24 protein-coding genes and 1 pseudogene are annotated in these 22,984 nt (G+C 68.4%); 14 read left to right on the top strand and 11 right to left on the bottom strand.

Features of this window, described 5'->3' with window-relative positions; translation table 11 throughout:
* Positions 1-173 precede the first annotated feature (173 nt).
* The 6 genes from rlmN to ABZX37_RS09020 all read left to right on the top strand — a co-directional run bounded on the left by rlmN (position 174) and on the right by ABZX37_RS09020 (position 6,515).
* The gene (gene rlmN / locus ABZX37_RS09045; protein WP_116200044.1) at positions 174-1,280 is read left to right on the top strand and encodes a 23S rRNA (adenine(2503)-C(2))-methyltransferase RlmN; all 1,107 of its coding nucleotides are present in this window, start codon (positions 174-176) and stop codon (positions 1,278-1,280) included.
* A gap of 33 nt (positions 1,281-1,313) precedes the next feature.
* Positions 1,314-1,586 (top strand): hypothetical protein, encoded by a 273-nt coding sequence (locus ABZX37_RS09040; protein ID WP_134733184.1) that lies wholly within the window; start codon positions 1,314-1,316, stop codon positions 1,584-1,586.
* A 566-nt stretch (positions 1,587-2,152) separates the two neighbouring features.
* Positions 2,153-2,590, top strand: a complete 438-nt coding sequence (locus ABZX37_RS09035) for a hypothetical protein (RefSeq protein WP_354737533.1) — start codon at positions 2,153-2,155, stop codon at positions 2,588-2,590.
* Between the two features lie 411 nt (positions 2,591-3,001).
* Positions 3,002-3,772 (top strand): hypothetical protein, encoded by a 771-nt coding sequence (locus ABZX37_RS09030; RefSeq protein WP_354737531.1) that lies wholly within the window; start codon positions 3,002-3,004, stop codon positions 3,770-3,772.
* A gap of 391 nt (positions 3,773-4,163) precedes the next feature.
* Positions 4,164-5,828, top strand: a complete 1,665-nt coding sequence (locus tag ABZX37_RS09025) for a DUF6461 domain-containing protein (RefSeq protein WP_354737529.1) — start codon at positions 4,164-4,166, stop codon at positions 5,826-5,828.
* 381 nt (positions 5,829-6,209) lie between these two features.
* On the top strand, positions 6,210-6,515 hold the full coding sequence (locus tag ABZX37_RS09020) for a hypothetical protein (RefSeq protein ID WP_354737527.1): 306 nt from the start codon (positions 6,210-6,212) through the stop codon (positions 6,513-6,515).
* Between the two features lie 325 nt (positions 6,516-6,840).
* On the opposite strand, the gene ABZX37_RS09015 is transcribed toward ABZX37_RS09020, so the two are convergent.
* The 3 genes from ABZX37_RS09015 to ABZX37_RS09005 all read right to left on the bottom strand — a co-directional run bounded on the left by ABZX37_RS09015 (position 6,841) and on the right by ABZX37_RS09005 (position 8,496).
* Positions 6,841-7,455 carry an NAD(P)H-binding protein gene (locus tag ABZX37_RS09015; protein WP_354737525.1) on the bottom strand — a complete coding sequence of 205 codons (615 nt, stop codon included), beginning with the start codon at positions 7,453-7,455 and terminating at the stop codon, positions 6,841-6,843.
* Between the two features lie 151 nt (positions 7,456-7,606).
* Positions 7,607-8,017, bottom strand: coding sequence for a nuclear transport factor 2 family protein (locus tag ABZX37_RS09010; protein WP_354737523.1), 411 nt, complete (start codon positions 8,015-8,017; stop codon positions 7,607-7,609).
* Entirely contained in the window at positions 8,014-8,496 is a 483-nt protein-coding gene (locus ABZX37_RS09005) for a nuclear transport factor 2 family protein (RefSeq protein ID WP_354737522.1), read from the bottom strand. Before ABZX37_RS09005 ends, ABZX37_RS09010 begins: the two co-directional genes overlap by 4 nt.
* 173 nt (positions 8,497-8,669) lie before the next feature.
* Between ABZX37_RS09005 and ABZX37_RS09000 the strand changes: the two genes are divergently transcribed.
* Entirely contained in the window at positions 8,670-9,509 is an 840-nt protein-coding gene (locus ABZX37_RS09000; protein WP_354737520.1) for a helix-turn-helix domain-containing protein, read from the top strand.
* 190 nt (positions 9,510-9,699) lie between these two features.
* Here the strand turns inward: ABZX37_RS09000 and ABZX37_RS08995 are convergent, their stop codons facing one another.
* Complete coding sequence (locus tag ABZX37_RS08995) at positions 9,700-9,888, bottom strand: hypothetical protein (RefSeq protein ID WP_354737518.1); 189 nt, start codon at positions 9,886-9,888, stop codon at positions 9,700-9,702.
* Between the two features lie 480 nt (positions 9,889-10,368).
* Here ABZX37_RS08995 and ABZX37_RS08990 point away from each other — a divergent pair, with 480 nt between their 5' ends.
* A complete protein-coding gene (locus tag ABZX37_RS08990) occupies positions 10,369-10,491 on the top strand; it encodes a hypothetical protein (protein ID WP_354737516.1) in 123 nt (40 codons plus the stop codon).
* 65 nt (positions 10,492-10,556) lie between these two features.
* On the top strand, positions 10,557-11,363 hold the full coding sequence (locus ABZX37_RS08985; RefSeq protein ID WP_354737514.1) for an SDR family oxidoreductase: 807 nt from the start codon (positions 10,557-10,559) through the stop codon (positions 11,361-11,363).
* A 195-nt stretch (positions 11,364-11,558) separates the two neighbouring features.
* Here the strand turns inward: ABZX37_RS08985 and ABZX37_RS08980 are convergent, their stop codons facing one another.
* Complete coding sequence (locus ABZX37_RS08980) at positions 11,559-11,735, bottom strand: hypothetical protein (protein ID WP_354737512.1); 177 nt, start codon at positions 11,733-11,735, stop codon at positions 11,559-11,561.
* A 1,221-nt stretch (positions 11,736-12,956) separates the two neighbouring features.
* Here ABZX37_RS08980 and ABZX37_RS08975 point away from each other — a divergent pair.
* Positions 12,957-13,286, top strand: coding sequence for a hypothetical protein (locus tag ABZX37_RS08975; RefSeq protein ID WP_354737510.1), 330 nt, complete (start codon positions 12,957-12,959; stop codon positions 13,284-13,286).
* Positions 13,287-13,499: 213 nt separating this feature from the next.
* Here ABZX37_RS08975 and ABZX37_RS08970 read toward each other — a convergent pair whose 3' ends face one another.
* Together ABZX37_RS08970 and ABZX37_RS08965 are read right to left on the bottom strand one after the other, a co-directional pair.
* The gene (locus tag ABZX37_RS08970) at positions 13,500-14,639 is read right to left on the bottom strand and encodes a DICT sensory domain-containing protein (protein WP_354737508.1); all 1,140 of its coding nucleotides are present in this window, start codon (positions 14,637-14,639) and stop codon (positions 13,500-13,502) included.
* A gap of 262 nt (positions 14,640-14,901) precedes the next feature.
* A pseudogene (locus ABZX37_RS08965) lies at positions 14,902-15,132 on the bottom strand (hypothetical protein); the annotation flags it as partial.
* 867 nt (positions 15,133-15,999) lie between these two features.
* Between ABZX37_RS08965 and ABZX37_RS08960 the strand changes: the two are divergent.
* On the top strand, positions 16,000-16,797 hold the full coding sequence (locus tag ABZX37_RS08960) for a hypothetical protein (protein ID WP_354737506.1): 798 nt from the start codon (positions 16,000-16,002) through the stop codon (positions 16,795-16,797).
* A 124-nt stretch (positions 16,798-16,921) separates the two neighbouring features.
* On the opposite strand, the gene ABZX37_RS08955 is transcribed toward ABZX37_RS08960, so the two are convergent.
* On the bottom strand, positions 16,922-17,089 hold the full coding sequence (locus ABZX37_RS08955) for a hypothetical protein (protein ID WP_354737504.1): 168 nt from the start codon (positions 17,087-17,089) through the stop codon (positions 16,922-16,924).
* A gap of 132 nt (positions 17,090-17,221) precedes the next feature.
* On the opposite strand from ABZX37_RS08955, the gene ABZX37_RS08950 reads away from it, so the two are divergent.
* Genes ABZX37_RS08950 through ABZX37_RS08940 form a run of 3 tightly spaced genes read left to right on the top strand, consistent with a single transcriptional unit; the run spans position 17,222 to position 18,619 of the window.
* Entirely contained in the window at positions 17,222-17,560 is a 339-nt protein-coding gene (locus tag ABZX37_RS08950) for a PadR family transcriptional regulator (protein WP_354737502.1), read from the top strand.
* A complete protein-coding gene (locus ABZX37_RS08945) occupies positions 17,557-18,303 on the top strand; it encodes a hypothetical protein (RefSeq protein ID WP_354737500.1) in 747 nt (248 codons plus the stop codon). Before ABZX37_RS08950 ends, ABZX37_RS08945 begins: the two co-directional genes overlap by 4 nt.
* 40 nt (positions 18,304-18,343) lie before the next feature.
* Complete coding sequence (locus tag ABZX37_RS08940; protein WP_354737499.1) at positions 18,344-18,619, top strand: hypothetical protein; 276 nt, start codon at positions 18,344-18,346, stop codon at positions 18,617-18,619.
* A 79-nt stretch (positions 18,620-18,698) separates the two neighbouring features.
* Here ABZX37_RS08940 and ABZX37_RS08935 read toward each other — a convergent pair whose 3' ends face one another.
* From ABZX37_RS08935 to murJ, 3 genes are all read right to left on the bottom strand, one after another.
* A complete protein-coding gene (locus ABZX37_RS08935; RefSeq protein WP_354737497.1) occupies positions 18,699-19,073 on the bottom strand; it encodes a hypothetical protein in 375 nt (124 codons plus the stop codon).
* Positions 19,074-19,156: 83 nt separating this feature from the next.
* Positions 19,157-20,989: a hypothetical protein gene (locus tag ABZX37_RS08930; protein WP_354737495.1), complete on the bottom strand. Its 1,833-nt coding sequence runs from the start codon at positions 20,987-20,989 to the stop codon at positions 19,157-19,159.
* Positions 20,979-22,799, bottom strand: a complete 1,821-nt coding sequence (gene murJ / locus ABZX37_RS08925) for a murein biosynthesis integral membrane protein MurJ (protein WP_354737757.1) — start codon at positions 22,797-22,799, stop codon at positions 20,979-20,981. The genes ABZX37_RS08930 and murJ overlap by 11 nt, the downstream gene beginning before the upstream one ends.
* Between the last annotated feature and the right edge of the window lie 185 nt (positions 22,800-22,984).

The raw sequence follows: 22,984 nt of genomic DNA, 5'->3' as shown, positions 1-22,984 counted from the left end.
TCATCTCGGAAAGCATTCGGCAATCCGACCTTCGTAGGGTGTTTTTCCGTTGATCCGGCGCCGTCGTTCGTCGGTCGCCGTACCGCGCCGGCGCCCGACGCTGACCCGCTTCGCCCGTCGCGCGGCGAGGGGGAGGAGCGCGGGTTTCACGCGTATGAGACACTTGATCGGTCATGACTGCCCTCCCTCTTGTTTTCGACGCGCCCAAGCGCGGCCTGCCGCCGCGCCATCTCGCCGACCTCACGGTGGCCGAGCGAGCCGAGGCCGTGGTCGAACTGGGGGAGAAGGCGTTCCGCGCCAAGCAGTTGTCGAACCACTATTTTTCGCGGCTCACCGTCGACCCGGCGGAGATGACCGACATCCCGGCCGCCTCGCGCGACAAGCTCGTGGCCGACCTGATGCCGCCGCTGCTCACCGAGGTGCGCGCACTGGCCGCGGACGGCGGCGCGACCCGCAAGACCCTGTGGCGCGCGCACGACGGGACGCTGCTGGAGAGCGTGCTCATGCGCTACCCCGACCGCGCGACGCTGTGCATCTCGAGCCAGGCCGGCTGCGGCATGGCGTGCCCGTTCTGCGCGACCGGCCAGGGCGGCCTGGACCGCAACCTCTCGACGGCGGAGATCGTGGACCAGGTCCGCGACGCCGCAGCGGTCATGCGAGACGGCTCGATGCCCGGTGGTCCGGGACGGCTGTCGAACATCGTCTTCATGGGCATGGGTGAGCCGCTGGCGAACTACAAGCGCGTGGTGGCTGCGGTGCGTCGGATCACCGACCCCGCGCCGGGTGGTCTCGGCATCGGTCAGCGTTCGGTGACGGTGTCGACGGTGGGTTTGGCTCCGGCGATTCGGAAGTTGGCGGACGAGAAGATGCAGGTGCGGCTGGCGGTGTCGCTGCACACTCCGGACGACGAGCTGCGGGACACGTTGGTGCCGGTGAACAACCGGTGGTCGGTGGACGAGGTGCTGTCTGCTGCCCGGTATTACGCGGACACTTCCGGCCGTCGCGTCTCGATCGAGTATGCGTTGATTCGCGATATCAATGATCAGCCGTGGCGGGCGGAGTTGTTGGCGAAGCGGTTGCGGAAGCACTTGGGTCAGTTGGTGCATGTGAACGTGATCCCGTTGAACCCGACGCCGGGTTCGAAGTGGGACGCGTCGCCGAAGCCGGTGGAGCGGGAGTTCGTGCGGCTGGTGAACGCTGGCGGGGTGGCGTGCACGGTGCGCGACACGCGTGGGCAGGACATCGCGGCGGCCTGCGGACAGCTCGCCGCCGAAGGTTGAGTTGTTGGTTTCGATGATGGAGTGTCTGTCGTGATGTATGCCCCCAGCCTGCTGGAACCGGCTGCGGAGGAGCTGCGGCTCGCCGATGTGGTGGGTCGTGGCGCGACCGAGGTGGCTCGCGAGGCGCGGACGCTGCTGGGTGAGCGGTTCAGTTCGGTGACGTTCATGTACGTGCTGATGCGGGCGTTCGAGGTCGACTACACGGCTGCCCGAGACGCGTCGCGCTGGCACGAGTTCCACGGTGGTCCGCGGGCGTTGTCGGATGCTGATCTGGAGAAGCTGCTCGCTCCGTGGCTTGCCCGCTGACCCCTTCGATCAGCTGGTCGAAGAGCGTGCCCGGCCCGCGTGCCCGGCGAGTGGCTGGTCTTCTCCGGATCCTTCGAAGCGTGGTGGCTCCTTGGGGTCAAAGGTGTTCGTCCCAAACCATGGATGCGAATAGGGCGTTACTCGGTTGGTGGCTCGCTGAGGTGCGAGCGTCTCGCGGCACTTCCCTGGCATAGCCGTAGTGACAGCTCGAAGCGCCCCTCTGCTCAGCGCTTTGCAATACGCGCAGAAACACGGAATCGCGTGCGTGCGACTGATCGATGAAGCCGGCTTTGCGGTGGCTGGTGCAGGTGCCGGGCATGGAGACCGGTTCGAGGTACTGACGAGGCTGGGCGGCCACGACATCGGGCTCCTCGGGGATGCGGGCGCCGGGGGTTGACGAGAACGCCGGACACTCTGAGTGATCACGTCTATACTCGCAACTGATCGCCCGAAGGACGGAAGGGCCTGGTCTTCGATGACGACGGAGCGAGGGTATGGCACAGAGCCAGGGCGCGGCGCCTGCGGAAAAGCACTCTGACATCGTCGAACTCCCACACAGACATCCGGTGCGGTTCTACTGGTTGACCGCAGGAATCACGACGGTCGCCTGCGCGATCGTGACGGTGGCGTGGACCAGTTCGAGTCATTCATCGAACCAGCCGGCGGACACCGGCGGTGTCGCGACGAGCGGCTTCCAGGGGCAGTGGCAGGGGGTGCTCTCCGGCCCTGGCTACGGGTCCAGCCAAGTCGAACTGGATTTGCGGTCCGCCGGTCCGCGACAAGTGGCCGGACAGTTTGTCAGCAAAGCGAGCGGCTGCACGTCCGACGTGTCCGGCACGGTCACTGGCACGACGTTGACGCTGTCCCTCGACCGGAGGTGGATTACGGGCCATTGCGGGGGGCAGTTCACCGCCGAGGTGCAGTGGCTGGGCGTCGACTCGGTCCGGTTCACGCGCGGGGGCGGCGCGGCGCCGATGTCCGGAGATCTCGCCCGCGTCGGCTGAGATGCGACCATCAGGCGCGTCCGGATAGGGGGCGCACGGCTACCGAGCTGCCGCCAGAATTAGTGCGCACGTCAGCACCAGATGATCAATGAAACCGTTGATCAGCTTCGCGCTCCTAGCCAGATGCCGTAATCGTGAGCCAAATCAGATATTCCTCTGTTCGGGTTGGCTGTGAGGATCGGTGACTCGTTCGGCGATGTAGGCGGATCAGCCGTGCGCGAATCGAAAACCTTGGCTCCGAGAGACATGCGAGTGCGGTTCGCGGCGCTCAGGCTGCCAGCGTGCTTGCCCAGGTTCGACCGGACACTCCACGAAGCCTCCGACTCGGGGACCAGGTATTGCCGTAGCCGCTTCCGGAAACGGGGAAAACTACTCAGGCACCGGCGATCGTGCGCCGATAGCCTGGGCGCTGTGAAGGTTTCGCACGGTATTGTGCTGCTCGGCTGCGTGGCCTTGGTCGGGGCCTTCTGGCTCGTACCCTCGGCCGCGGGCGACGCCGAGACGGACCGGCAGTCGGACACGCTCGCCGACGCGATTGCCTATCCGCGCCAGGCGGACGCCGCCGGGTTCGCCCGTGCCGCGCTTGCCACGCCGCTGGGGCGCAGCAACGGCTTCGGCGTCCTGGAGGCCACGGATCTGCCGCACGACGGCCCCCGGGATCCGATGGCCCGGCTGGTCTGGCGGATCCACCACGAGAGGTCGGACACGGGCTGGAACCTCGGCTCGGGTACCTTCGACGCCTGCTACCGCGTCGAGTTCGACTACTACGGGACGTCGTCGGGACCATCGCGGATCACCTGCCCGGCGAATGCCGCCGCGATCACCCCGCCGCCGTTGCCGAGGCGGGACATCCCGCCCGGATTCGCCCCGGCGCTCGAGGCCGTCCTGGGGCGCCTGCCGGCCACGGCCAGTCCGCAGGAGGTCCGTGCGGCGCTGGCCTCCGGGATGCCCGCGCCTCCGGTGGATCCCGAGACCCGCCTGACCGGGATCCCGCCGGAGGTCTTCGTCCAGGTTCGGGGATCCGACGTCGGCGTGGCCCTGTTCGCCCGGACGGGCGTCGAGGACACGGACTGCATGATGGGCCGCCGGGCCGGCGGCGGGGTGCGGGTGTGGTCGCTCAGCGCCCGGGATCAGCGGATGGAGCTTCCGTGCAGCGCTGAAGCGGCTCTGGCCGCTCCCTAGTGGGCACCGCGCAGCTCAGTCCACGCAGATGACGCAGCCCGCGGCGATCGGTTCGTCCCAGCCCGGCGCGCCCTCGCCGCACCAGTCAGCCGCCCGGCAGGACCACGATGCATGAATGCTGTCGTGCGAGTGGAAGTCCATCCCTGTCCGCAGAAGAAACTGAGGCCGTTGTTCGAGCTGGCCGAAGACTCTTGGGAGAAGCTCGGCTTCTGCCTCGCGGCTGACCGGGTCCTCGTCTCACTTCAAGGGACGACGGTGATCGGCCATCTGCTGACGAGCAATATCAGTCGCGCGGCAGGTCCCCGCGTCGAGCCGTCGAGCACCGCTTGCCGATGTCGCAACCGGAAGGCGACGCGGGGGGACGGGTTCGACGCGCTGGCATTATCGTGTGATGGGGATCGAGAATTTCGAGCCGGTCGTGTCGGCTGTGCTGCCGGACATCGTCGCGCGCGTGCCCAAAGAGCCCGCTGGTCGTCTAGGCCGGTGGGAGCCGAAGGGGTATTCGCGGCACGGGACGAGGGTCCAAGCGGCGCTGGACGAGGTCGGCGACGTGCTTTCTGAACGGCTGCTGGGTGCGCTGGAACTGACTGTCGACCGGTTGGCCGTGGACATCCCGCACGATCTTGTGTCCGGACTGGCTCAGTCGACCGTCACGCGGTACGTCACAGTGTGGATGGGCGATGAGCAGTGCGCCGCGAAGCAGGCTGTGGCCATTGTCGAACAGGTACACCCCGGTGCGGCTGACCGCGTGGTGGAGCTGTTCGAAGCGTTGCGGGACAAGGCGGCTGTGCCGGATGCGGCCGGTGATGAAGCGGAGATCGCCGCGCAGCACGGTGCCGCGCATTTCGCTCTGGCCGTGATCGTGTCGACCGCGGTGCTGCGCTCGTTGGGCACTGCGGTGGCCGGTGCAACGCCCGCGATCGTCGGTGTGGCGCTGGGTGCTGCGGCGATCGTGTTGCCGACGGTGCCCAAGCCGCGTGGTTACGCGGCGGCCGTGCTGGCCAAGCGGCGCGCTGAATACCTGCTGCCGCAGTCTTCCTCGACGTCGGCCGCGGTCACGGACCACCGGTTCTGGATCACCGAAGGTTCGGTTCCCGCGAACGCCGATTTCTCCGGCAACGGCCTGGTCGCCGCCGTGGAAGACGGCGTGGTGATCCGGACGGGCGTGGCCGACGGCCACGTGCCGATATCGATGCACGTGCTGACCGGACCGCCCGAGGAACTCGACCTCACCGGCTGGGACGAGGTCGTCGAGATCAGTTGGACCGCGTCGGAGGGCGGTGCGGTCTTGTCCGGGAACGCATCCGGATACGGCCGCCGGTGTTGGGAAACGCCGCCGTGGCCGGGCGACTATCGAGTCCGCGTGCAGGCGACCGGCCGCGACGATGCCGAGGACTCTTATCACCTGGTCATGTGGCAGGCGCCGGCCGCACCCGACGTCGTGCACAAGAAGACGGATCGGCTCGGTCATCGGCTGCGTGGCGAACCTGAACCCCCTCTGGTGATCGCACCCGACGCCGAGCACCGGTGGATCGAGAAAAGCTCACTCGGCGAAGCCGCCACGATCACCGTCGTGCGCGGTCTCACGCCGGAGGAGGTGGTCAGCACCCTCGGCGGCGACCCAGCCGCACCGGTGTCGATCACGTCGATCGTCGAGCGGCCCGCGTGGGAACGGCTCAGCTACCCAGGGTATGTGCCGCTGCTGGCCGTGCTCGAGGTGGACGACGTGGTGCTGGCCGTCGAGGAGAACGGCTTCCAAGGCTCCGACCGTGACAGGCTGACCGCGCTGTCCCGCAACGGAAAGGCCGCGAGCCTGTACTGGAACGTCAACGCCAACTTCCAACTCGCCCTCGCCGAGCGCGGGCGGTTGTTGTACGCGGGCCATCCGGGTCATGACCCCGGCGCGCCGCACTGTGAGGACCTGGACTTCGACGACTTCCGGCACCGCAACGCGAAGGGCCTGACAGCGATCGCCCGCTTCGCCGGTCGCGGCATCACCGCGGACAACCTGGCCGCGATCTACGCGACCGACCAGGCCTACGTCCTGCGGGGGTAAGCCGAACCCCGCCGCCGAGCCTGCGTGCGTCCCGCTCCGCTTGTCCGTGTGATGTCCGCTCATCGGCATGGGCGGAGGTTCTCGGTCGCAACCGCTAGTCAGCGTTCGACGGAACGCGGGAAGTCGGTGCCGTGTCCTAACTCTCGCCTGTTTCGATGCCAACCGTCATCTGTCGCCCGGAGAGGGCATCAGGCCGATCTTTGCTGTCACCGCGCGGATCCGAGTCGGCGCGACGACGTTGGCGCAGTTTGTTCGGTCCCTGGCCGAGCCGGTCCGCGACCGCGGACGGCGATTTCACCGGGCCGGGATTGCGGCACTGGTGTGAGGGAGGGGCCAGGATGTTCGGTCGGAAGAAGAAGCTCGACAATTCTGGACGATCTGATGGCGCGGCTCAGGCCCGATCTGAGCCGGGAATCGCTCGGCGTTCTCGTCGACTGGCGGGAGGTCAACAGCAATCCGCGCGTGGTCCTGATGTTCGACGTGGAGACCGCCGACGGGATCTCGTTCCGCGGTATCGCGGACGCAGGCCTCACGATCACCGAGCTCGCCCGCCTCGCCCCAGGGCAGACGTTGCCCGTGCGCTACCGACCGGCCGTGAAGGACCACTACGTCTCCCTTGCCCGGGACGCGGACCCCGCCCACGTGCGGCAGCTCTCTGACAAGATCGCGAGCCGCAAGCGGACCTGATCCGAAGCCACGGGCCGGATCCCGGGCGAGCGAATCCGACGTTCGAGCCGCCTGATCACGGGATCGGCTGCCGCTGGTCACGCTGATCACGCCGTAACGTCAGGCGACCGCGCACGAGACCGGATGCGGTACGCGGCGACAAGGCGTACTCGTCCCGCGCGATCCGACAGCATGGATCCACGCTCTGTCACACACGCCCTAGTACTGCGACGGCAGTTGGATGAGGGGGGCGACCTCGTCGCCGACGGGGACAGCCTCCCCGGGTGACCGCCCCGCCACCTTGGGTCTGCGAATCCCGCGGCGAGCCGCCCATGGGGCCTTCATGTCAGCGCATGAGCGGGACAGCGATCCGGCCGGGGAACCGCGGGTTCTCCGCTTCGTCGAGCATCGCGGCGGCAACAGTGTCCCGGCTCACCATGATGCGGAAGATGCTCTTGGGGGACGCATCGAGCCCGACGGTGCGCCGGTCCGGGCTGATCGGTTTGTTCGACAGGGGTCCGGCGTGGAAAACCGTCCCGCCTGCTTCGGTGACCACGGCGTCCGACTCGATCTTGTCGGCGACCTCCGCTCCGAGTCCTTTGAGGACCAGCCGGTTGAGCGCGCTTGCCGCCGCGGCCGAGGGGCCCGTGCCGTAAGCACCCAGCCAAATGACGCGGGCGCCTGACGCCACCGCCGACCGGGCGCCCGCGGTCAGCACGCCCGGCTTCGTCCCCTTGGGCACACCCAGTCCGGACAGCACCAGTTCACTGCCTTCGAGCGCCGAGTCGATCTCGTCAGCGTGGAACACGTCCGCGACGATCTTGGTCAGCCCCGGGGCGTCCGGAACGGTGATCCGGTCCGGATCGCGGGCGATGGCCCTGACGATGTGGCCGCGTTCGAGTGCCTGCCGGGTGAGGGAGAGTCCGGTCGGGCCGGACGCGGCGAGAACGGTGAGGTGCATGAAAATCTGCTCCTAGGGGTCAATGCGAATAAGGGTTCCAGTTCGCGCGCCGCCGCGCGGGAGCCGGGTTTGTCCGCCGCTTCCGGCCCCGCGCCCTCCCTCAGGCGAGACGCACGACCAGGTTTCCGCGCGCGATCTGCCGAGCCGGATCTCAGCCGAGGATGTTCGGCTGTGCCGGTGCGTCCGGGGCGTCGACCGGATCGAGGTAGAAGCGGACCGCTCCGGCGCGGCCGTCCTCGACCCGGATGATGACTGTGCCGCGGATGGTCTCGACGACCCCGTCGGCCCGCGTGCCGATCATCTCCCACTCCGTCCACACCTGGTCACCGTCCACCACGGAGTCGACGACCCGGGCGTCCAGGCCGTGTGAATACCGGGCGAAGATCTTCGTGTAATTCGCGCGAACCTGGTCGGCGCCGCGGAAGGAGCGATCAGGATGCACCGGTATCACGCAGTCGAAGTCGTCGGTGTAGTTGGCCACCAGCTTTTCGACGTCGCGATCGGACATCGCCGCGGCCATTCGAAACGGAACGGCGCGCACTTCGTCGGTCGATGAACTCACTTCTCGACCGCCTTGTCCGCGGACGCCTTGGCGATCGCGTAAAGCTCGAGGTTGCCCGCGAATGGGGCTTTCCGCACGACGCGGATGCGCCTCAGCCGCCATTCATTATCGACCCGCCGCAGGTCGATGTGCCAGAAAGCGCGCACGACGAGCCAGTCGACCTCGTCGGCGGGAACGTGGTGGTAGGCCACCACGAAACTCCGGTAGGCAGCGTGGTCGCCCTCAAGCTCGACGATGACGTTGGAGGTCGAATGGTGAGTACTCTGGAACCCTTCCAGCACCGCCCGGCTGGTGGCCACGAAATCATCGGCACTCAATTCTTGCGACGGCGCGCCCAAGTGCTCGGAGACGTCCATCGTGACGGTGTCGGCGAGGATCGCACGCAGACCCTCCCAGTCCTTGAGATCCTGTGACCAAGCGAAACGGGCCACGGTCTCGGCGACAGCGACCCGGTCGGCGAGGCGGTTGACATCAGTCATGAAAATTCCTTCATCGAGAAAACGATCGGTGAAACATCGAGAAAGGGGCGCGTGTCAACACGGATTCGCGTGCGCTGTCCCCGCCCTCCTGACGATCATTCTTCCGGGTTTCGGCCGCCGCAGCAGGGGCCAGGATGTCCCCTCCTGGCGGATGCCGCTGATATTCTTCGGTCATGCCGGACGCGAGCACTTTGGGAACGGTGTTGCGGGAGCGACGCGAACGCACCCGACCCGAACAGGTGGGCGTCGTCGGTCACGGTCGCAGGCGCACGGGCGGCCTGCGCCGGGAAGAGCTCGCCGAATTGGCCGGCGTGTCGACGGATCACCTGAAACGCATGGAGCAGGGTCGTCGGCATCCCTCGCCCGGCGTGTTGAACGCCTTGGCCCGGGCACTCCGGGTGAGCAGGGCGGAGTACGAGCACCTGTGCACGCTGGCCGGTTACGCGCCGGTGGAAGGGCGGGTGCCGCGGCAGCTCAGTGACGGCGCGCGCCGGCTCGTGGACCGGATAGAGAGCACGCCGGTGTGCGTGCTCGACGCCACGTGGACGGTCGTCGGCTGGAACCGGGCTTGGGAAGTGCTGGCCTGCGGCGCGCCCTCGCTCCACCCGCGCGAGGGCAACCTCCCCTGGCGGGTGTTCGTCGGCCAGGGCGGCAAGGTGCTGCGGTCGCCGGGCGACGACGCGCGCTTCCGGCGCCTGCTGGTGGCCGAGCTGCACGCGGCCTCGGCCCGCTACCCCGCGGACGAAGACCTGGCGTCTTTGACCGCCGACCTCCAGCGCGCCAGCACCGTGTTCGCCGAGCTCTGGGCGAGCACGCCCACCGCCGGGCAGCACGACAGCCGGATGCTGCTGCAGCATGAGGAGCTGGGGCAGATCGCACTGGACTGCGACACCGTCCACATTCCCGACGGCGACCTGAGGGCGGTGGTGTTCACGGCCGACCCGGGCTCGGCCGACGCCCCTTCGCTGACCGAGTTTCTGCCGGACACCCGCAGCGCGCATTCCGGCCAGTAGCAAGCGGTGGTCGGCAATGGCCAGACGGCCCAAGGCCTGGCGGCTGGCTCGACTGCCTGGCGGATCCGCCAGGCAGCCACTGCCGCGGACAGGCCTGCCCGCAATTGTTCCCGCCGGCGCGACCACGCCTCGGCCACCGCGTCGCGGACCCGGCCAGAACGGCCGTCGTATTCGGTGAGCGCCGCGGTCATCAGACAGCCGCCGGGCAGCAAGGGCGTTTCCAGGTAGTCCACGGAGTTGTCGCACGCCGCGGGCCTGGCGGCTCGGCCGGTGCGGGCTCGGCTACCCGGTGCCAGAAGTCCGCGAACGCTTTGTCCACTGTGGAGATCTGCAGCGTCTCCTTGGCGTCGGAGTGCTTGTGTACTCCGGACTTGCTCACCCCCGGCTCCTCGGCGAGCGGGCCGAGGACTCGGCCCCTGGTGTCCGGCGCTTCGACCGCTGACCGCCGTGGCGACCTGCGACGGGATAGCGCACGGCCGTTCGCTATTGTTTAGTGAACGGCCGTACGCTAAAGTCGGCGGCGTCCACCGGGGGCCAAGGAGTGCGGGATGAGGGTGCGACGGCAGGCAGCCGAGGTCGTGGACGCCTGGTCTGCTCGCGACTTCGTGCCGTTCCGGGTCACTGCGGTCCCCGTTGTCGACGGGTTGGGCGATTCGCGGCCGAACTGGGCGGTGCGGGCCGACGGGCGGCGGTTTTCCACGGCGGCGACACGATGTTCCGCGGCTGCGGGCGGCTCATCGCGCGCCGGTTCAGCCCGTTCGACGTGGCGTTCCTGCCGTCGCACGGGACCCGAGGCAGGCTGCCGCGGCGGCGGAGATCCTCGACGTCCGGTACACGGTGCCCGATGCGCTAGGACGCGATGCAGCCAGGCAAGATCGCCGGCCGCATCGAGGTCACCGGCCCGGAACACGAGTTCCAGGGCCGCGCCGGATGCCGCGCACACGTGCTGGCTGCCGGGGAATGGCTGGGCCTGTCCGCATGACCGCGACTCCTCGACGTGGCTCCGGCATGGACGCAGTCAGCTCAGAACAAGGGAAAGGACTCCGGGTGAGTACAGAGAGCAGGGTCGTCGCGGTCACCGGCGGCGGTACCGGCATTGGCGCGGCGGTGGCCCGCCGCTACGCGGCCGAGGGCGCGAACGTGGTGGTCCTCGGACGGCGGCGCGAACCGCTGGAGACGGTGGCGGAGGAAACCGGCGCGCACGTCATCGCATGCGATGCCAGCGTGGCCTCGGACGCGGAGAACGCGGTCGCGGAGATCCTCGGCCGGTTCGGACGACTGGACGTCGTGGTCGCGAACGCCGGCGGGCACGGGCTGTCGTCGGTGACCGACACCGACGACGAGGAGTGGGATCTGGCGCTGCGCTCGAACCTCACGAGCGCGTTCGTGTTCTGCCGGGCCGCGCTTCCCGCGCTGGAGGGAGCCGGGGGACAGGTGGTGATCGTGTCCTCGTTGGCCGGTCTGTTCGCGGGGCCCGACGTCGCGGGGTACACCGTCGCGAAACACGCGCTGATCGGCCTCGCCCGGTCGATCGCCCGGGACTACGGGCCCCGCGGTGTCCGCGCGAACGCGGTCTGCCCCGGCTGGGTCCGCACCCCGATGGCCGACGGCGCGATGGAGCGGTTCGCCGAGGCGGCGGGGTTCGCCGGCGGGCGCGACGAGGGCTACCGCCAGGCGACCGCCGAGGTCCCGCTCCGACGCCCGGCCGAACCGGACGAGATCGCCTCCGTCGTCCGGTTCCTCGGCTCGCCGGAATCGTCGTATATCACCGGCGCGGTACTGGTCGCCGACGGCGGTGCGCACGCGGTCGACCTGCCCACGCTGGCCTTCGAACGCGTCGGCACGGACACCTGACGCCAGCCCCTCACCGCGTGCACGTCAAGGGATGCATCTGCGTCGAAGGCAGGGAGAACTCGGCGAGTTGGCCGTGCCGGAAGCCTTACCGCATCAGTGGCAGGTAGGGCATCGTCCCCGCGCAGGTACAGCGCGGTGATCAGCCCGTCGGCGGACCCGACCCGGATGCGGTAGCCGCCGCAGTGCGGATCTCCTTCAGCGCCGAGACATCGTCGCGGACGAACTCGATGTGGTGCCGTTGCGGTCGGTGATCGCCCGCAACGGCAGCACCGAGCCTTCACGGCCGAAGCGCAAGGCCCCCGGCGCCGCCTGCGGAAACAACAGCAGCGTGCCGTCGTCGCCTGCGAATGACACCCCCTCGTCGACCTCCAACCTCTGGTCCACAGTGCGCCTCTGGCACAAGCCCACCAACCGCATCAGACAGTCGACGCTGATCAACACGTCTCTGGCCCAGCCGCGTTCGAGCCCGTCATCCGAGCCTTCCGGATCAGAAACCCTCGCACCCGGCCGCAGCCATCGACTGAGAACGCTTCGCACAACGGCACCAGTCAGCGGACGCTCTCTCGTCGAAGTCGATTCTCGGCGGGCTGACCTGCTCTCATGGCTGATATCTACGGTTTCTCCGGAAAGCCCGGCTGATCGCGCGGCCCGGTGCCGACTGCCGCGCATCAGGACCTCGTCGTGCCTGTTTTTGTGGCGTCGGGTCCGGTCTACGGCTGTGGTGAGGGTTCGCAGGAAGGCGGGGCGGTGCATGCGGAGCCGTCGCATTGCGCGACCTGTGCGCTGAAATGCATCTCGATCCCCCCGTTCTCAGTGGAACCCTGTCGCGTCTCTTCGGCACCGGTTGCGCACGGATGCGATCCCCTGGAATTAGAACCGTCGGCGAATAGGATCGGACGGTCAGCTTCTAATCCGCCTGCAGAGCCAAACTGCCGCCATGCACCACTCGGCAATGCGACCGAATGGGCGCTTCGTCGAAAAGTGTCCTGGGATGCTATTTTCGTAGCAGGGAAGAAAAGGATTAAGCGCTAAACAAAAGGGAAATTCCGTCGGCGAGCGCGCGAAGCGCAGGTCGGCGACGCCGCCCGTCGCCGGATGAATGGCCGCGATTGCGGTGACGTTCCGGCGCCACACGAGACCGTTCGGTTTGAGCGCCGTGCCAAGAGCATGCAGGGCAGGCGGAATCGCGCACCGGAAGGATCCCGTCGGGCGGGCCGCGATCACGGTCTCGGCAAGGCCTGCGGCGCCGGTGCCTGCGGAGCGCGTCGCCGCTCGGCTCCGGTGCGCCGATTCGTCGCGCCAAGGCAGCGAAGACCTCGCCACCGCCGAGCCTGTGCGTGCGGGGATGATCGTCCTTGCCGGGCATGGGAACGCAAGGGCGGGTTTCCGTGCCGGGGCGGCGCGCGACGACAGCGGGTTTTCGCGGTCCTCCTGCGGATCGCCGAGGCCGTGCACCGCACCAGGACGGAAAGTTGAGTTCCGCCTCACGCCGCCGCATCTGGCGCTCACCGCGATGTCTGGGCACCGCGCAGAGGACAGTCCGCCGTCGGCTCGATGCTGTCCGCCTCACTCGAGATCTGGCCCGATTGCGGAATGATCGCCGTCGGCGGCAGCAAGTTCGAGATTCCCGGCATCGGCCGTTCCCGCCGCGACCACGACCGCGACCTTGCCAATCGCAGCGCGACAATCTGTCGCGCTTCTGCGCTGCTGCTGTCGGCCGACCCCGGTGCGGGATCTGTCGACGGGTTGTCCAGTCTGGGGCCACTGGGCTCCAGCGGGGCAGAACTTGCCTTCGAGGACCTTCGCGAACGCGGTGAGGGGTTGACCCAGTCGCCGCTCATGTTGCCGGTGAAGAGGTGCTTGCCGTCGCGGGTCTCCATTGAGCAGATCCATGCCCCGTTGACGGCGCCCGCGGTGCCGTAGACGGTGACCCCGCAGCCGAGTGCCTGCTGGATGGTGCCCATGCCGGTCAGGCGGTACACCACGGCGGGCCAAGTGCGCTGGGAGAAGGCCCCCGCCGTCCGTGCCGCGAGCGGGACGCATTCACGGCCTCCGGTGAGCACAGTGTCCCCGGCCGCGGTGATCCCATTCCTGGCCTCGGCTTCGCTGCCGGGAGATCGCTGGTGCGGGACTGGCTCAGGTGAACCAGGCCGAACTCATCCGGCTGCCCGCGAGCGGCTTCGCGGGCAGCGGCAGCGACCCGGTGCTGGGCGGCCACGGCGGCGCCGGGGTGACGCGGCTGAGCTGGGCGCGCAGTGCGCCCAGCGGCAGGGGACGGCTCCGGGTCAGCATGGTCGTCGTTTTGGGGTGCAGGTCCACGAAGGGATAGGTGGTGTACAGCGCGCCGAGCCGTTGTGCGAAGAGGCGGCTGCGCGCGGCCAGGTCCTCCTCGGCGGCGGCCGGGAGGATGGTGAGGAACTCGTTCTCGCTGAGCCGGACCGCTCGGTCCAGCGGCCGCAGGTCTTCGCGGATCAGGTCCGCGATGTTCTGCTCGGTGTGCATGCGGACGCGGCTGCCATAGCGGCGTTCCACCCAGGTCAGGTCGTCGACGGCGAGCAAGAGGAGGCCGAACGACACCGTGTCGGTGGCCTCGCCGAGCCATCCGTCGAGCGCGGACAGGCTGGCCAGGCCCGTGCTCGGGTCGACCGCCGGTTCGCGCGCGGCGGGCCGGCGTTTCTCGAGCCGGGCGCACAGGTGCCGCACGGTCGCCTCGGTCCGGCTTTCCACCGCGGAGTTCGCCGGTTCCACCACCTGGTCGAGCAGATCGGCGACTTTGCGCCGCGCGGTCGGCGGCAGGCGGTCTCCGAACGCGTCGCGCAGGCGGACGATCTCGGCGTAGGCCTCGTCGCGCCGCCAGCCCCACCGGCCGCGGAACCGGCGCGCTCCCTCGATCGACTGCGCGTGCGGATCGATCTCGTCGAGATCCTCCGCGATCACCGAGGCCCCGAAGGTCGGCGAAAGCACCGCGACGGACCATTCGCGCGCGAGGCTCTCCTCGGGGTGCAGGAGCACCGGAATCACCCCGTGCGGCAGGTCCGGACGCCCGGAATCCACCATCCCGACGACCGTCACCGCCGCCCGGCCCGCGATCTTGGCGTAGACCTCCCGTTCGCGTTCGAAGTACGGAAGCCGTTGGAACAGCGCGAAAACCACGACCTGCTCGCCGACCTGCTCGGCCAGCGCGGCCTGCTCGACCGCGTGCGACGCGATCACCAGCGTCCGTTTGGACAGCAAACCCGCGCGCGAAGGAACGCCGTGCGCTTCGGAACCAGACATGAAGGGGACCGCTCTCACCGGGGGATGAGACCAAAACCCTAGGGGCGGCGGTGGGAACCCGGCTAGACCACGAACGTGTGATCCGCCGGGGCCGCCAGGCGAAGCTTCTCGGATGGCGGGCTTTCGCGGAGAACTGCGTGCCTGATGCCCGAATTGTCGCGAGAGATTCGGCTGCGCCGAGCACTCTCCGGACAGAGTCCACAATGGACACTTGATTGTCTATTGTGGACGTTGGTGCGGCACCGGCCGGGCGCGACCATGCTCAGGGTGTCCGGCCGATCTGCGCCCGGCACTCAGTGCGGAAGTTGACCACTGTGACGAAGAAGTTGTCGATTTGCCGAATAGCTTCGACGAAGCGGTCGAAATCGACGGGTTTGGTCACTAGGCGTTCGCATGCGGGTCGTAGCTGGGTCTCGCCGCGCGCTTCCCGGCCGTCTTCGCGGGGCAGGTTCAGGTCGAGCAGGATCAGGCCGGCGCGCGCGGCGTCCTCGAACGCTTCCCGACCGGGCAACCCTGGCGGCACACCTCGCATAAGGCACGTTTGCTGGACGGCGCGGATACAGCGCGGCTCATCATGTGGCGGCCACGACACGACATTGATCAGGTTGTGCAGGTGCGTGGCTGCGAGCAGCAGCGGGCCGTCGGCGCGCGGAAGCCGCAGCAGCGCCGCGTCGACCTCGTCGGAGGAGAGCAGCGTTGCGCGCGCGAGTATTTCGTCGGCGAGCGTCGCGACGTCGAACGCAACAGGAACGAGGAGTCTGCGCCTGCGGGAATGGTGCCGAGCTGTGCCATGTCCTCATCGTCGCGGACGGAGCCGGACGGGCAGTCGCGAGGTGCATCCGAAGCCGTTGTTGGCCAAGGGGCAGAAGCGTAACCTGCCTCGTTCTTAGGCGGGCCGAAAAGCTCGTAGCTGAACTATTCCGAGACCGATCACGCTCACCTGTAGAGCGGCCATTGCAGGCGGCTCCATATTCGCGATCCGCGCGTTCGCTTGCTGGCTGGGGGAGCGACCAGGCCGAGAAAAGGGGATCGAGGAGGTTTTACCGGGAGGCGATCGCCGATGACGACGCCTGCCGGTCAACACTCCTGTCCTGGAGATCCGGCGGCGGCCGACGCAAGTCCCGCGCGACAGGTCCCAGAGGCGACTGCAGGGCAGGGTGCGGCACGCGCGGCGCGGGAGTAGCGTTCGCTGAGGTCGGTCAGCAGGTTGAGTTCGCGGCCCGGGCCAGGGCCGCGAGATGTGGGCGATTCCCGCAGGGAGCCTCCCGACCACCGCGCGTCGAGTTGTCCGCGTGGTGGACGACGACAGCGGCGTAAGCCAGAACACGTCGCCGGTCGTCGGGGGCGACGTGTCGTCGGTATGGTCGAATTCGTGGTGGACATTTCGTGGCCGGCCATGATCTGGCTCGGCGGCGCGCCGGGAGCCGGCAAGTCCACGATCGCGTGGTTGTTGAGCCGGCATTTCGATCTGCCGCTGCATCCGGTGGATATGTGGACCTATGACCACCAGGAGCGACTCCCCGCAGCGAGCGCGACTCTTGACGAGGAACTCGCTCGGGGCCCTGAGCATGCCGCTTCCGCATTCGTCGCCGCCGCGCACGCGCGCTTGCCGCTCGTCATCGCCGACGTGCGCGCCCGGGCCGCGGAACCCGTGCCTGTGCTGGTCGAGGGTCCGCAGCTGATGCCGTCGATGGCCGCCTCGCTGCCCGTGGGAAACGCCGTGTTTCTCCTTCCCGTGCCGGATCGGACACGCGCGGCGCGCGCGTTTCGGCCGGATGCTCGTCCGGATCGTCTCGAACGCCTCATCGCTCGCGACGCCGTGATCGCCGACCTTGTCCGCGGTGAGGCCGCCGCTGCAGGTCGCCCGGTTGTCGACGTGCCCGAGGACCCGGACTGGCCTGCGATCTACCACGCCGTGTACTCCGCCCTCGAACCCGGCATCGTCGGCAAGCTCGCTCCAGGGCGTGAACTGGCCGAGCAGCGAGCGTTCGAGAACGACGTCGCGGCCCGGCAGGGGCGGCTCTGGGCAGAGGCCACACAGCGCGACGTGATTCCCGGTAGCACCACTGCGCCCTACTGGTGGGCCTGCGAATGCGGAGCCAGCGGCTGCACCGACCGCAGCCCGCTCGGCGCTCTGCCGCCGCGCACACCGCGATGAAGCGATGTCGGCCTGTGCCAGCACGTCCGACAGAGCGACGGCGTCTTCGGCGGTGCTGGGCAGCTCGGCGAAGCCGGGGTCCTGGCAGTGCTGGTTGGCGATGATGAGGCAGCGGCGGGACATGTCAGCTTCCGTCGTGCCGGTCCAGGAACGCCTGCACGAGCGCGTTCTGCTGCGCACGGGTGGCGGAGGTGAGCTCGGCACCGTCGGCCTTGATGGTGACCGTTCCTTGGTCCTGTCGTTCCAGCCAGCTCTTGACGACGTCCCGACGGCGCGATGGATCCGAGGGCAACGCCGGCCGCCGATCCGCCCCCGCCGGCGAATGGTTGTAGCTGCACGCATCGAACTGCCTGCAGGCATCCGAACAGGTGACGTTGAAGCCGTGAAGGTTGTTCTCTACCTAGGGGCTAAGTAGAGTAAGACCATGAGTTCCAAGGGGCCCCGGATGACACTGCCGACGCAGTTGGTTCTGCGGGTGTTGATGACCGACCCGTCGAGGGAGCTGTACGGTCTCCAGATCTGCACCGAAGCGGGACTGCCCAGCGGGACGATTCATCCGATCCTGGCCCGGCTGGAAAGGGTTGGCTGGTTGTCCAGTCGATGGGAGACGGTCGACGCTCGTGAGGAGGGCAGGCCCCGGCGTCGGTACTACCGCGTCGATCCGTCCGCGATCGGGCTGATCCAAGCGGCCGTGTCGCGCGCGGAGGTTTCTGCGCGGAGTCTGGACCGTCTGCGTCCGCACCTTTCCGGCGGTGCGTCATGAGTCTCGCCGATCATTTCCGGGCGTTCGCCCGGGCGCTCGCCGACGACCGCAACCTGGTGTTGGAGATGGGCACGATTCTTCGCCGGGCGCCGGCCGTCAATCTTGATTTCCGTGCGACTGCGCGTCGACGGCTGGAGGATCGGATCCAGTTGCTCCTGCAGAAGATCGACCGGGAGTGTCGTCTGCTGGATGCTGTCGACCTGTACGCGGCGGGCGACCAGGTGCACCACGCCCGCGTACTCGCGCGCGACCTCGACCGCTGTCTTGACCGCGCCCGTGAAAGCGCGTTCGCGTTCAGCCGGGCACTCCAACGAGCCTATCGCCTCGACCCTGACCGAGAACCCCGTCTCGCCGTCCTCGGGGACGTAGCCCGCGCTCTTCATGAGTCCGCGGCTCTCGTAAACGGCCTTGCCGGAATCTGCGTACAACAGGCAAGTTCAGATACCGCTGCGAATTCGCCGAACCGACGACCTCCTCTGCGAGCCTCGCGGCGAATCGTGAGCCTAGCCGTCCGTTTCCTGCCCTGGGATGAACGGCAACGTTACCTCGATGAATACGTCAGTGAACTCGACGCCTTGGCCCAGGAGGAGAATCTGTCTCCGCGCGCACAAGTTGGGCATGCGCTGCGATTGCTGGCGCGAACACCGGGGTTGCTATTTGCGCTGCGCTCCTCGGCGCCGCGGACACGAAGCAGTTCCGAGTCCAGCGTGACCGGGCTTGTCGAATCACGGTCAGACACTTAACCGACACCAGGCACAACCGGCGGGAGAACCAATGGCGCGAATGCGTGAGGCTGCCCATCGGCCCGGGGATTCGTATCGGCGCGACGTACGCGCGCCGGACAACATCAAAGCACGTGACAGCGACGAGCAACACGACGAGCCGACTGGCCACCGGGGCTGCGGATTGTTCGGCCTCGCTGCCCAGGCGATCGCGAGTTGGGGTACGACCTGGCGGTTCCTCCTCGTTGTCGTGGTTGTAACTGCTGCGCTCGTCGTGAGCCTGCTCCTGCTGCGGGTCGACGTGGTACTCGGGCCGGTCCGCATCACCGGCCGTTGAACCCACGGGATGTTGCACGGTAAGGATGGTGGCTGCAGCGGCGGCCGGTCGTCCCGGATTCCTCCGGCTGCCCGGCTGGTCAGGACTGGCGAAGGAACAGGTTGAGCGCAGCGGACACGTTGTCGCGCACGAACTCTTGCGGTTCGTCGGCCAGCACCGCGCGCATGGGCGCGACGCTGCTTTCGGCTCCGGGCAGGTCGATGAGGACATCGCCGGTTCCGATGGCGAATTGGCCGAATTCGGGGCTGAGTTCGGCGCTGACCGCGGCGAAAGGCACTTCTGCCGTCGTAGTTCGGAGCGTAGTCCCCGCCGCGTGCGGGGTGTCGGTGACGTAGCAGGCGTCGCCGTCGAGGAGGTGGTCTTCGGCGACGAAGGTGCTGAGCCGGCTGCCGACCAGCTGGTTGTGGGTGCTGAGCACGGGTTTGACCGCGTAGCTGCGAGGCGGCGCGCGCACCGTGCGGGACACCTGCCACGCGGCGGCACGAGTTCCACGGCGGACCGCGGACGCTGACCTCGAGAAGCTGCTCGCTCCCTGGCTTAACCGCTGACTGGCCCGGACTCGGCGCCGGGTTGCCGGGCTGCGAGCGGATCGGAGCCCGACCACGCGAGCTGAACCAGCTCCCGGCCGGAGCGGCTGACCTTTGTCACGCGGCCGGGCAGCAGAGCCGACGGCCAGACGCCGCCCAGCAGCGGTCCCTCCCGGAAGTCGCCGTCGCCGACGATCCCTGGGACCTCCAAGTCGGCCAGCGTGTTCAGCGCCCCGTGTTCGAGCGCTTCGGCTGCTCCTTCCGTGCTGCGGACAACCACGAGGTGCAGGCCGACATCCTTCGCTTGCGGGAGGAACTCGCGCAGCGGCTCGAACGGGTCGGAGTCGTTGCGGGAGACCAATTCGGCGTCGTCCACGATCACATACAGTTCAGGTCCGTACCACCAGCTGCGATTCCTCAGCTGCTCTTGGGTGACGTCCGGTCCGGGAATGCGCCGATCCATAGATTCCCGGACGTCTTCGAGCATGGCGGTGAGTTGCGCACGGGAGACGGCGTAGCCCAGCAGGTGTTCCGTCGTCACGTAGCCGAGCGAGCTACGGCGGTAATCGACCAGCAAGATCGCTGCCTCCGCTGGCGTGTACTGCTCGACGATCCCGCGGATGATGGTGCGCACCAACGTCGTCTTCCCTGATTCCGGCCCCATGAAGGCGACGAAATGCGAGTCGACGGCAGGCCGCCAGACGGCAGGTGTTCCGTCGACACCGACACCGAGGGGTACGGAACCCGCGCCGGGAGCTGGAATGTCGGCGTACGGAACGCGGGTCGGCAGGGCTCTCAGGTGCCGGGTCAACTCGGTCGGCAGTTCTTCGAACGACCTCGAAACCACCTCCGCGCCGAGCGTGAATCGCGCGGAGTCGAAGCGCGAACGGGCCAGGAAAACCGCATCGTCGAAGGTGAACCCGCTGGTGAAATGCGCCGAGGTGAACACCGCGTCGCTGCCGAAGCTGACTGAGGTGAAATGCGGGCGCTGAACGAAAATCGCGCGGGTGAAGTCGGCCTCCGCGGTGAACGCCGCCGAGGCGAAGCTGACCGTGTCAGTGAAATTCGTGCCCTCGAAACGGGCGATGCCGACGAAGGTCGTCGCGCGGAAGTCCGCTGAACGCACTCGGCAGCCGCTCAGATCGAAGTCGAGCAGGCTCGCGCCGCCGAGATCGAGGTCGACGGCAGGCCAGAAGCGGCTGTCCGGCGCCTCGGGGCGCAGGTGGGCCGCCAAGACTTCGCCCACCGCGTGCCGGACCCGGCCCTGCTGCACGGCGTGCTGGTCGCGGGCCGGGCTGGTGTCGGCGGCGCTGTCGGAGAACATGCGAAGGTAGGCGCAGAGCACATTGACGATCGTCTGCCGCTGGTCCGGGCTGTTCTGGCCGAGACGTTCCAGCGCGTAAAGCCCGCCGAGCTGCACCGCCAGCCGGTCCGATCCCAGCTGGTCGACAGCCTTGCTGTAAAGCTCGGTGAGCCGCCGTTCCGTCGCGTCCAGCCGGGTGTCGTCGGCCACCTGCTCCTGGAGCGCGTGCGCCCGGGCCGCCGCGGCTTGGTCAAGGTCCTTCTGCTTCAACGCGATTTCGGCGCTCCGCTGACGGCGGGCGGCAAGCAGCAACGCCGCCGCCCCGCCCGTCCCGACCACGACAGTGCCCGCGGTCTTGATCGCCTCGAGCTGGTTCCGCTCCTGCGCGTCGCCGTTGCCGAAAGCTGCCACGAGCCACACCGCGACCGCGATCCCCAGAACCACGATCACGGCGGAAGCGAACCAGATCATCCGGATCGACAGGACCCGGTAAGCGACCGTTCCCGGCTCGATACGACGGGTTTCGCGGTCACTCGCCACGTCGTTGCCTGCCTTTCGCCAAGCGGGCGAACCTCTTCGTCGCGGGCGCGAGTTCCTCGACCTTCAGCGCCGCGAGCACGCCGAACGACACCGCGAGTCCGACGAGGCCCTGCAGGATCAGCTTGACCCACACGGTTGCCTGGCCGCCGGCGTCCGGCACGAGCCAGCCGGCAGCGACGGCCGCGGCGACGCCGAGTCCGCTCGCGACGACCGTGAACAGGATGACCCCGAGCACCCGCTTGCTGCGCAGGTTGCCGAGGCTCGCCCACAACCAGACCTGGCCCATGATCGCGCCGACCACGAACGTCAGGGAGTTCACCAGCATGGAGCCCAGCACGATGTCGCGCGCGTCCAGCAGCACCGGGCACAGGTACAGCAGCGGGATCTTCACCACGGTCATCACGACCATGATCAGCGTCGGGGTGCGCGCGTCCTTCATCGCGTAGAAGACCCGTAGCTGCAACATGACCAGCGCGTAAGGCAGCAACCCGAACGACGAGATCGCCAGTGCCTCGCCGAGCCGTTCCGCTTCGGCCGCGGAGTTCGCGCCGCCGCTGAACAAGGCGACCCCGATCGACCCGCCCACCACCGTCAGCACGGCGGCGATCGGCACCAGCATCACGGTGGAGATGCGCGACCCGTAGGAAAGATCGGCCACGACCTTGCGCACGTCGCCGTCCGCGGCGTTGCGGGACAGCCGCGGCATGATCGCGGTCAGCAGGGACACCCCGATCACGCCGTAGGGCAGCTGGAACAGCAGCCAGGCGTTGGAGTAGATGGTCACCCCGCCCGGGTCGCCGCTGGTCAGCACCCGGGTGTTGACGGTGAGGCCGACCTGGCTGACCGCGACGTAGCCGAGGATCCACAGAGCGAGGCCGCCGAACTCCTTCATCCGCTTGTCGACGCCCCAGCGCCATTTGAAGCGGAACCCCGTCCGCAGCAACGGCGGGACCAGCAGCGCCGCCTGCACGACGATGCCCAGCGTGACGCCGATGCCGAGCACGAGCAGCTTCGGGTCGCTCAGCTGCACGGGATCGGTCGAGATCTTGCCCGGCATCAGCATGAACAAACCCAGCGTCGCGATCACGACGACGTTGTTCATCACCGGAGCCCATGCCGTCGGGCCGAAGATGTGCTTGGCGTTGAGGATCGCCGACAGCAGCGCGAACACGCCGTAGAAGAAGATTTCGGGCAGCAGCAGCCGGGCGAACGCGTTGGTCAGCGCGGAGTTGGCGTGTCCGCCCTGCTCCGTGTACAGCGAGGTCAGCGCTGGTGCCGCTATCACCGCGATGACGGTGCCCACGGCCAGTACCGTCAAGCCGACCGTGAGCATTCGCTGTGTGTACGCCGCGCCGCCGTCGGGATCGTCCTGCGACCGCACCATCAACGGCACCACGACACTGCTGAGCACGCCGCCGAGCAGCAGTTCGAAAACGACGTTCGGCAGCGTGTTGGCGATGTTGAACGAGTCGTTCTCGACGCCCGTGCCGACCGCCCACACGAGCATGATCTTCCACAGGAAACCGGTGATACGGCTGACCAGCGAGGCGATGGCCATCTGCCCGCTGGACTTCGCGATCGACGGCGGCGCCGCCTTCGGCTCGACGCGCGGCACGTGGACGGTGGCCTCGCCGGCCGGCGCGCCGCTGGGCAGCCGCGGCAGCATCCGGGGGACGAGCGAGTCGTACGGGCGCAGCGCGTCCGGGTCGGCGACCGGCCACCTCGAACTCGCCGGCACCCCGCCGACGCGCGGGATGAAGATCGTCGCGTCGGGATCGTTCGGCGCCAGCGGCGGCGCGCCGAACGGCATGCTGTCCTGCTGGCGCTCCTGCTGCCACGGCCGGACCAGCGGCCGCCGCTGCGGGGGAGGCGGCTGGCGCTGGGGCGGAGGCTGCTGGCCGCGGGGCGGGAGCCGCCTGCGATAACCGTTCGCCCCCGGCGGGATGCGGAGGGTCTGCTGGTCAGGGCTCGGCGGGCGCTCAGGCGGCGGGCGCC

Origin of the sequence: Amycolatopsis sp. NPDC004079 (assembly GCF_040610415.1) — a bacterium.
GTDB classification, from domain to species: Bacteria; Actinomycetota; Actinomycetes; order Mycobacteriales; family Pseudonocardiaceae; genus Amycolatopsis; species Amycolatopsis halotolerans.
Note: the sequence above shows the minus strand (reverse complement) of the source record. Positions and strands in the feature narration are given on the sequence as shown.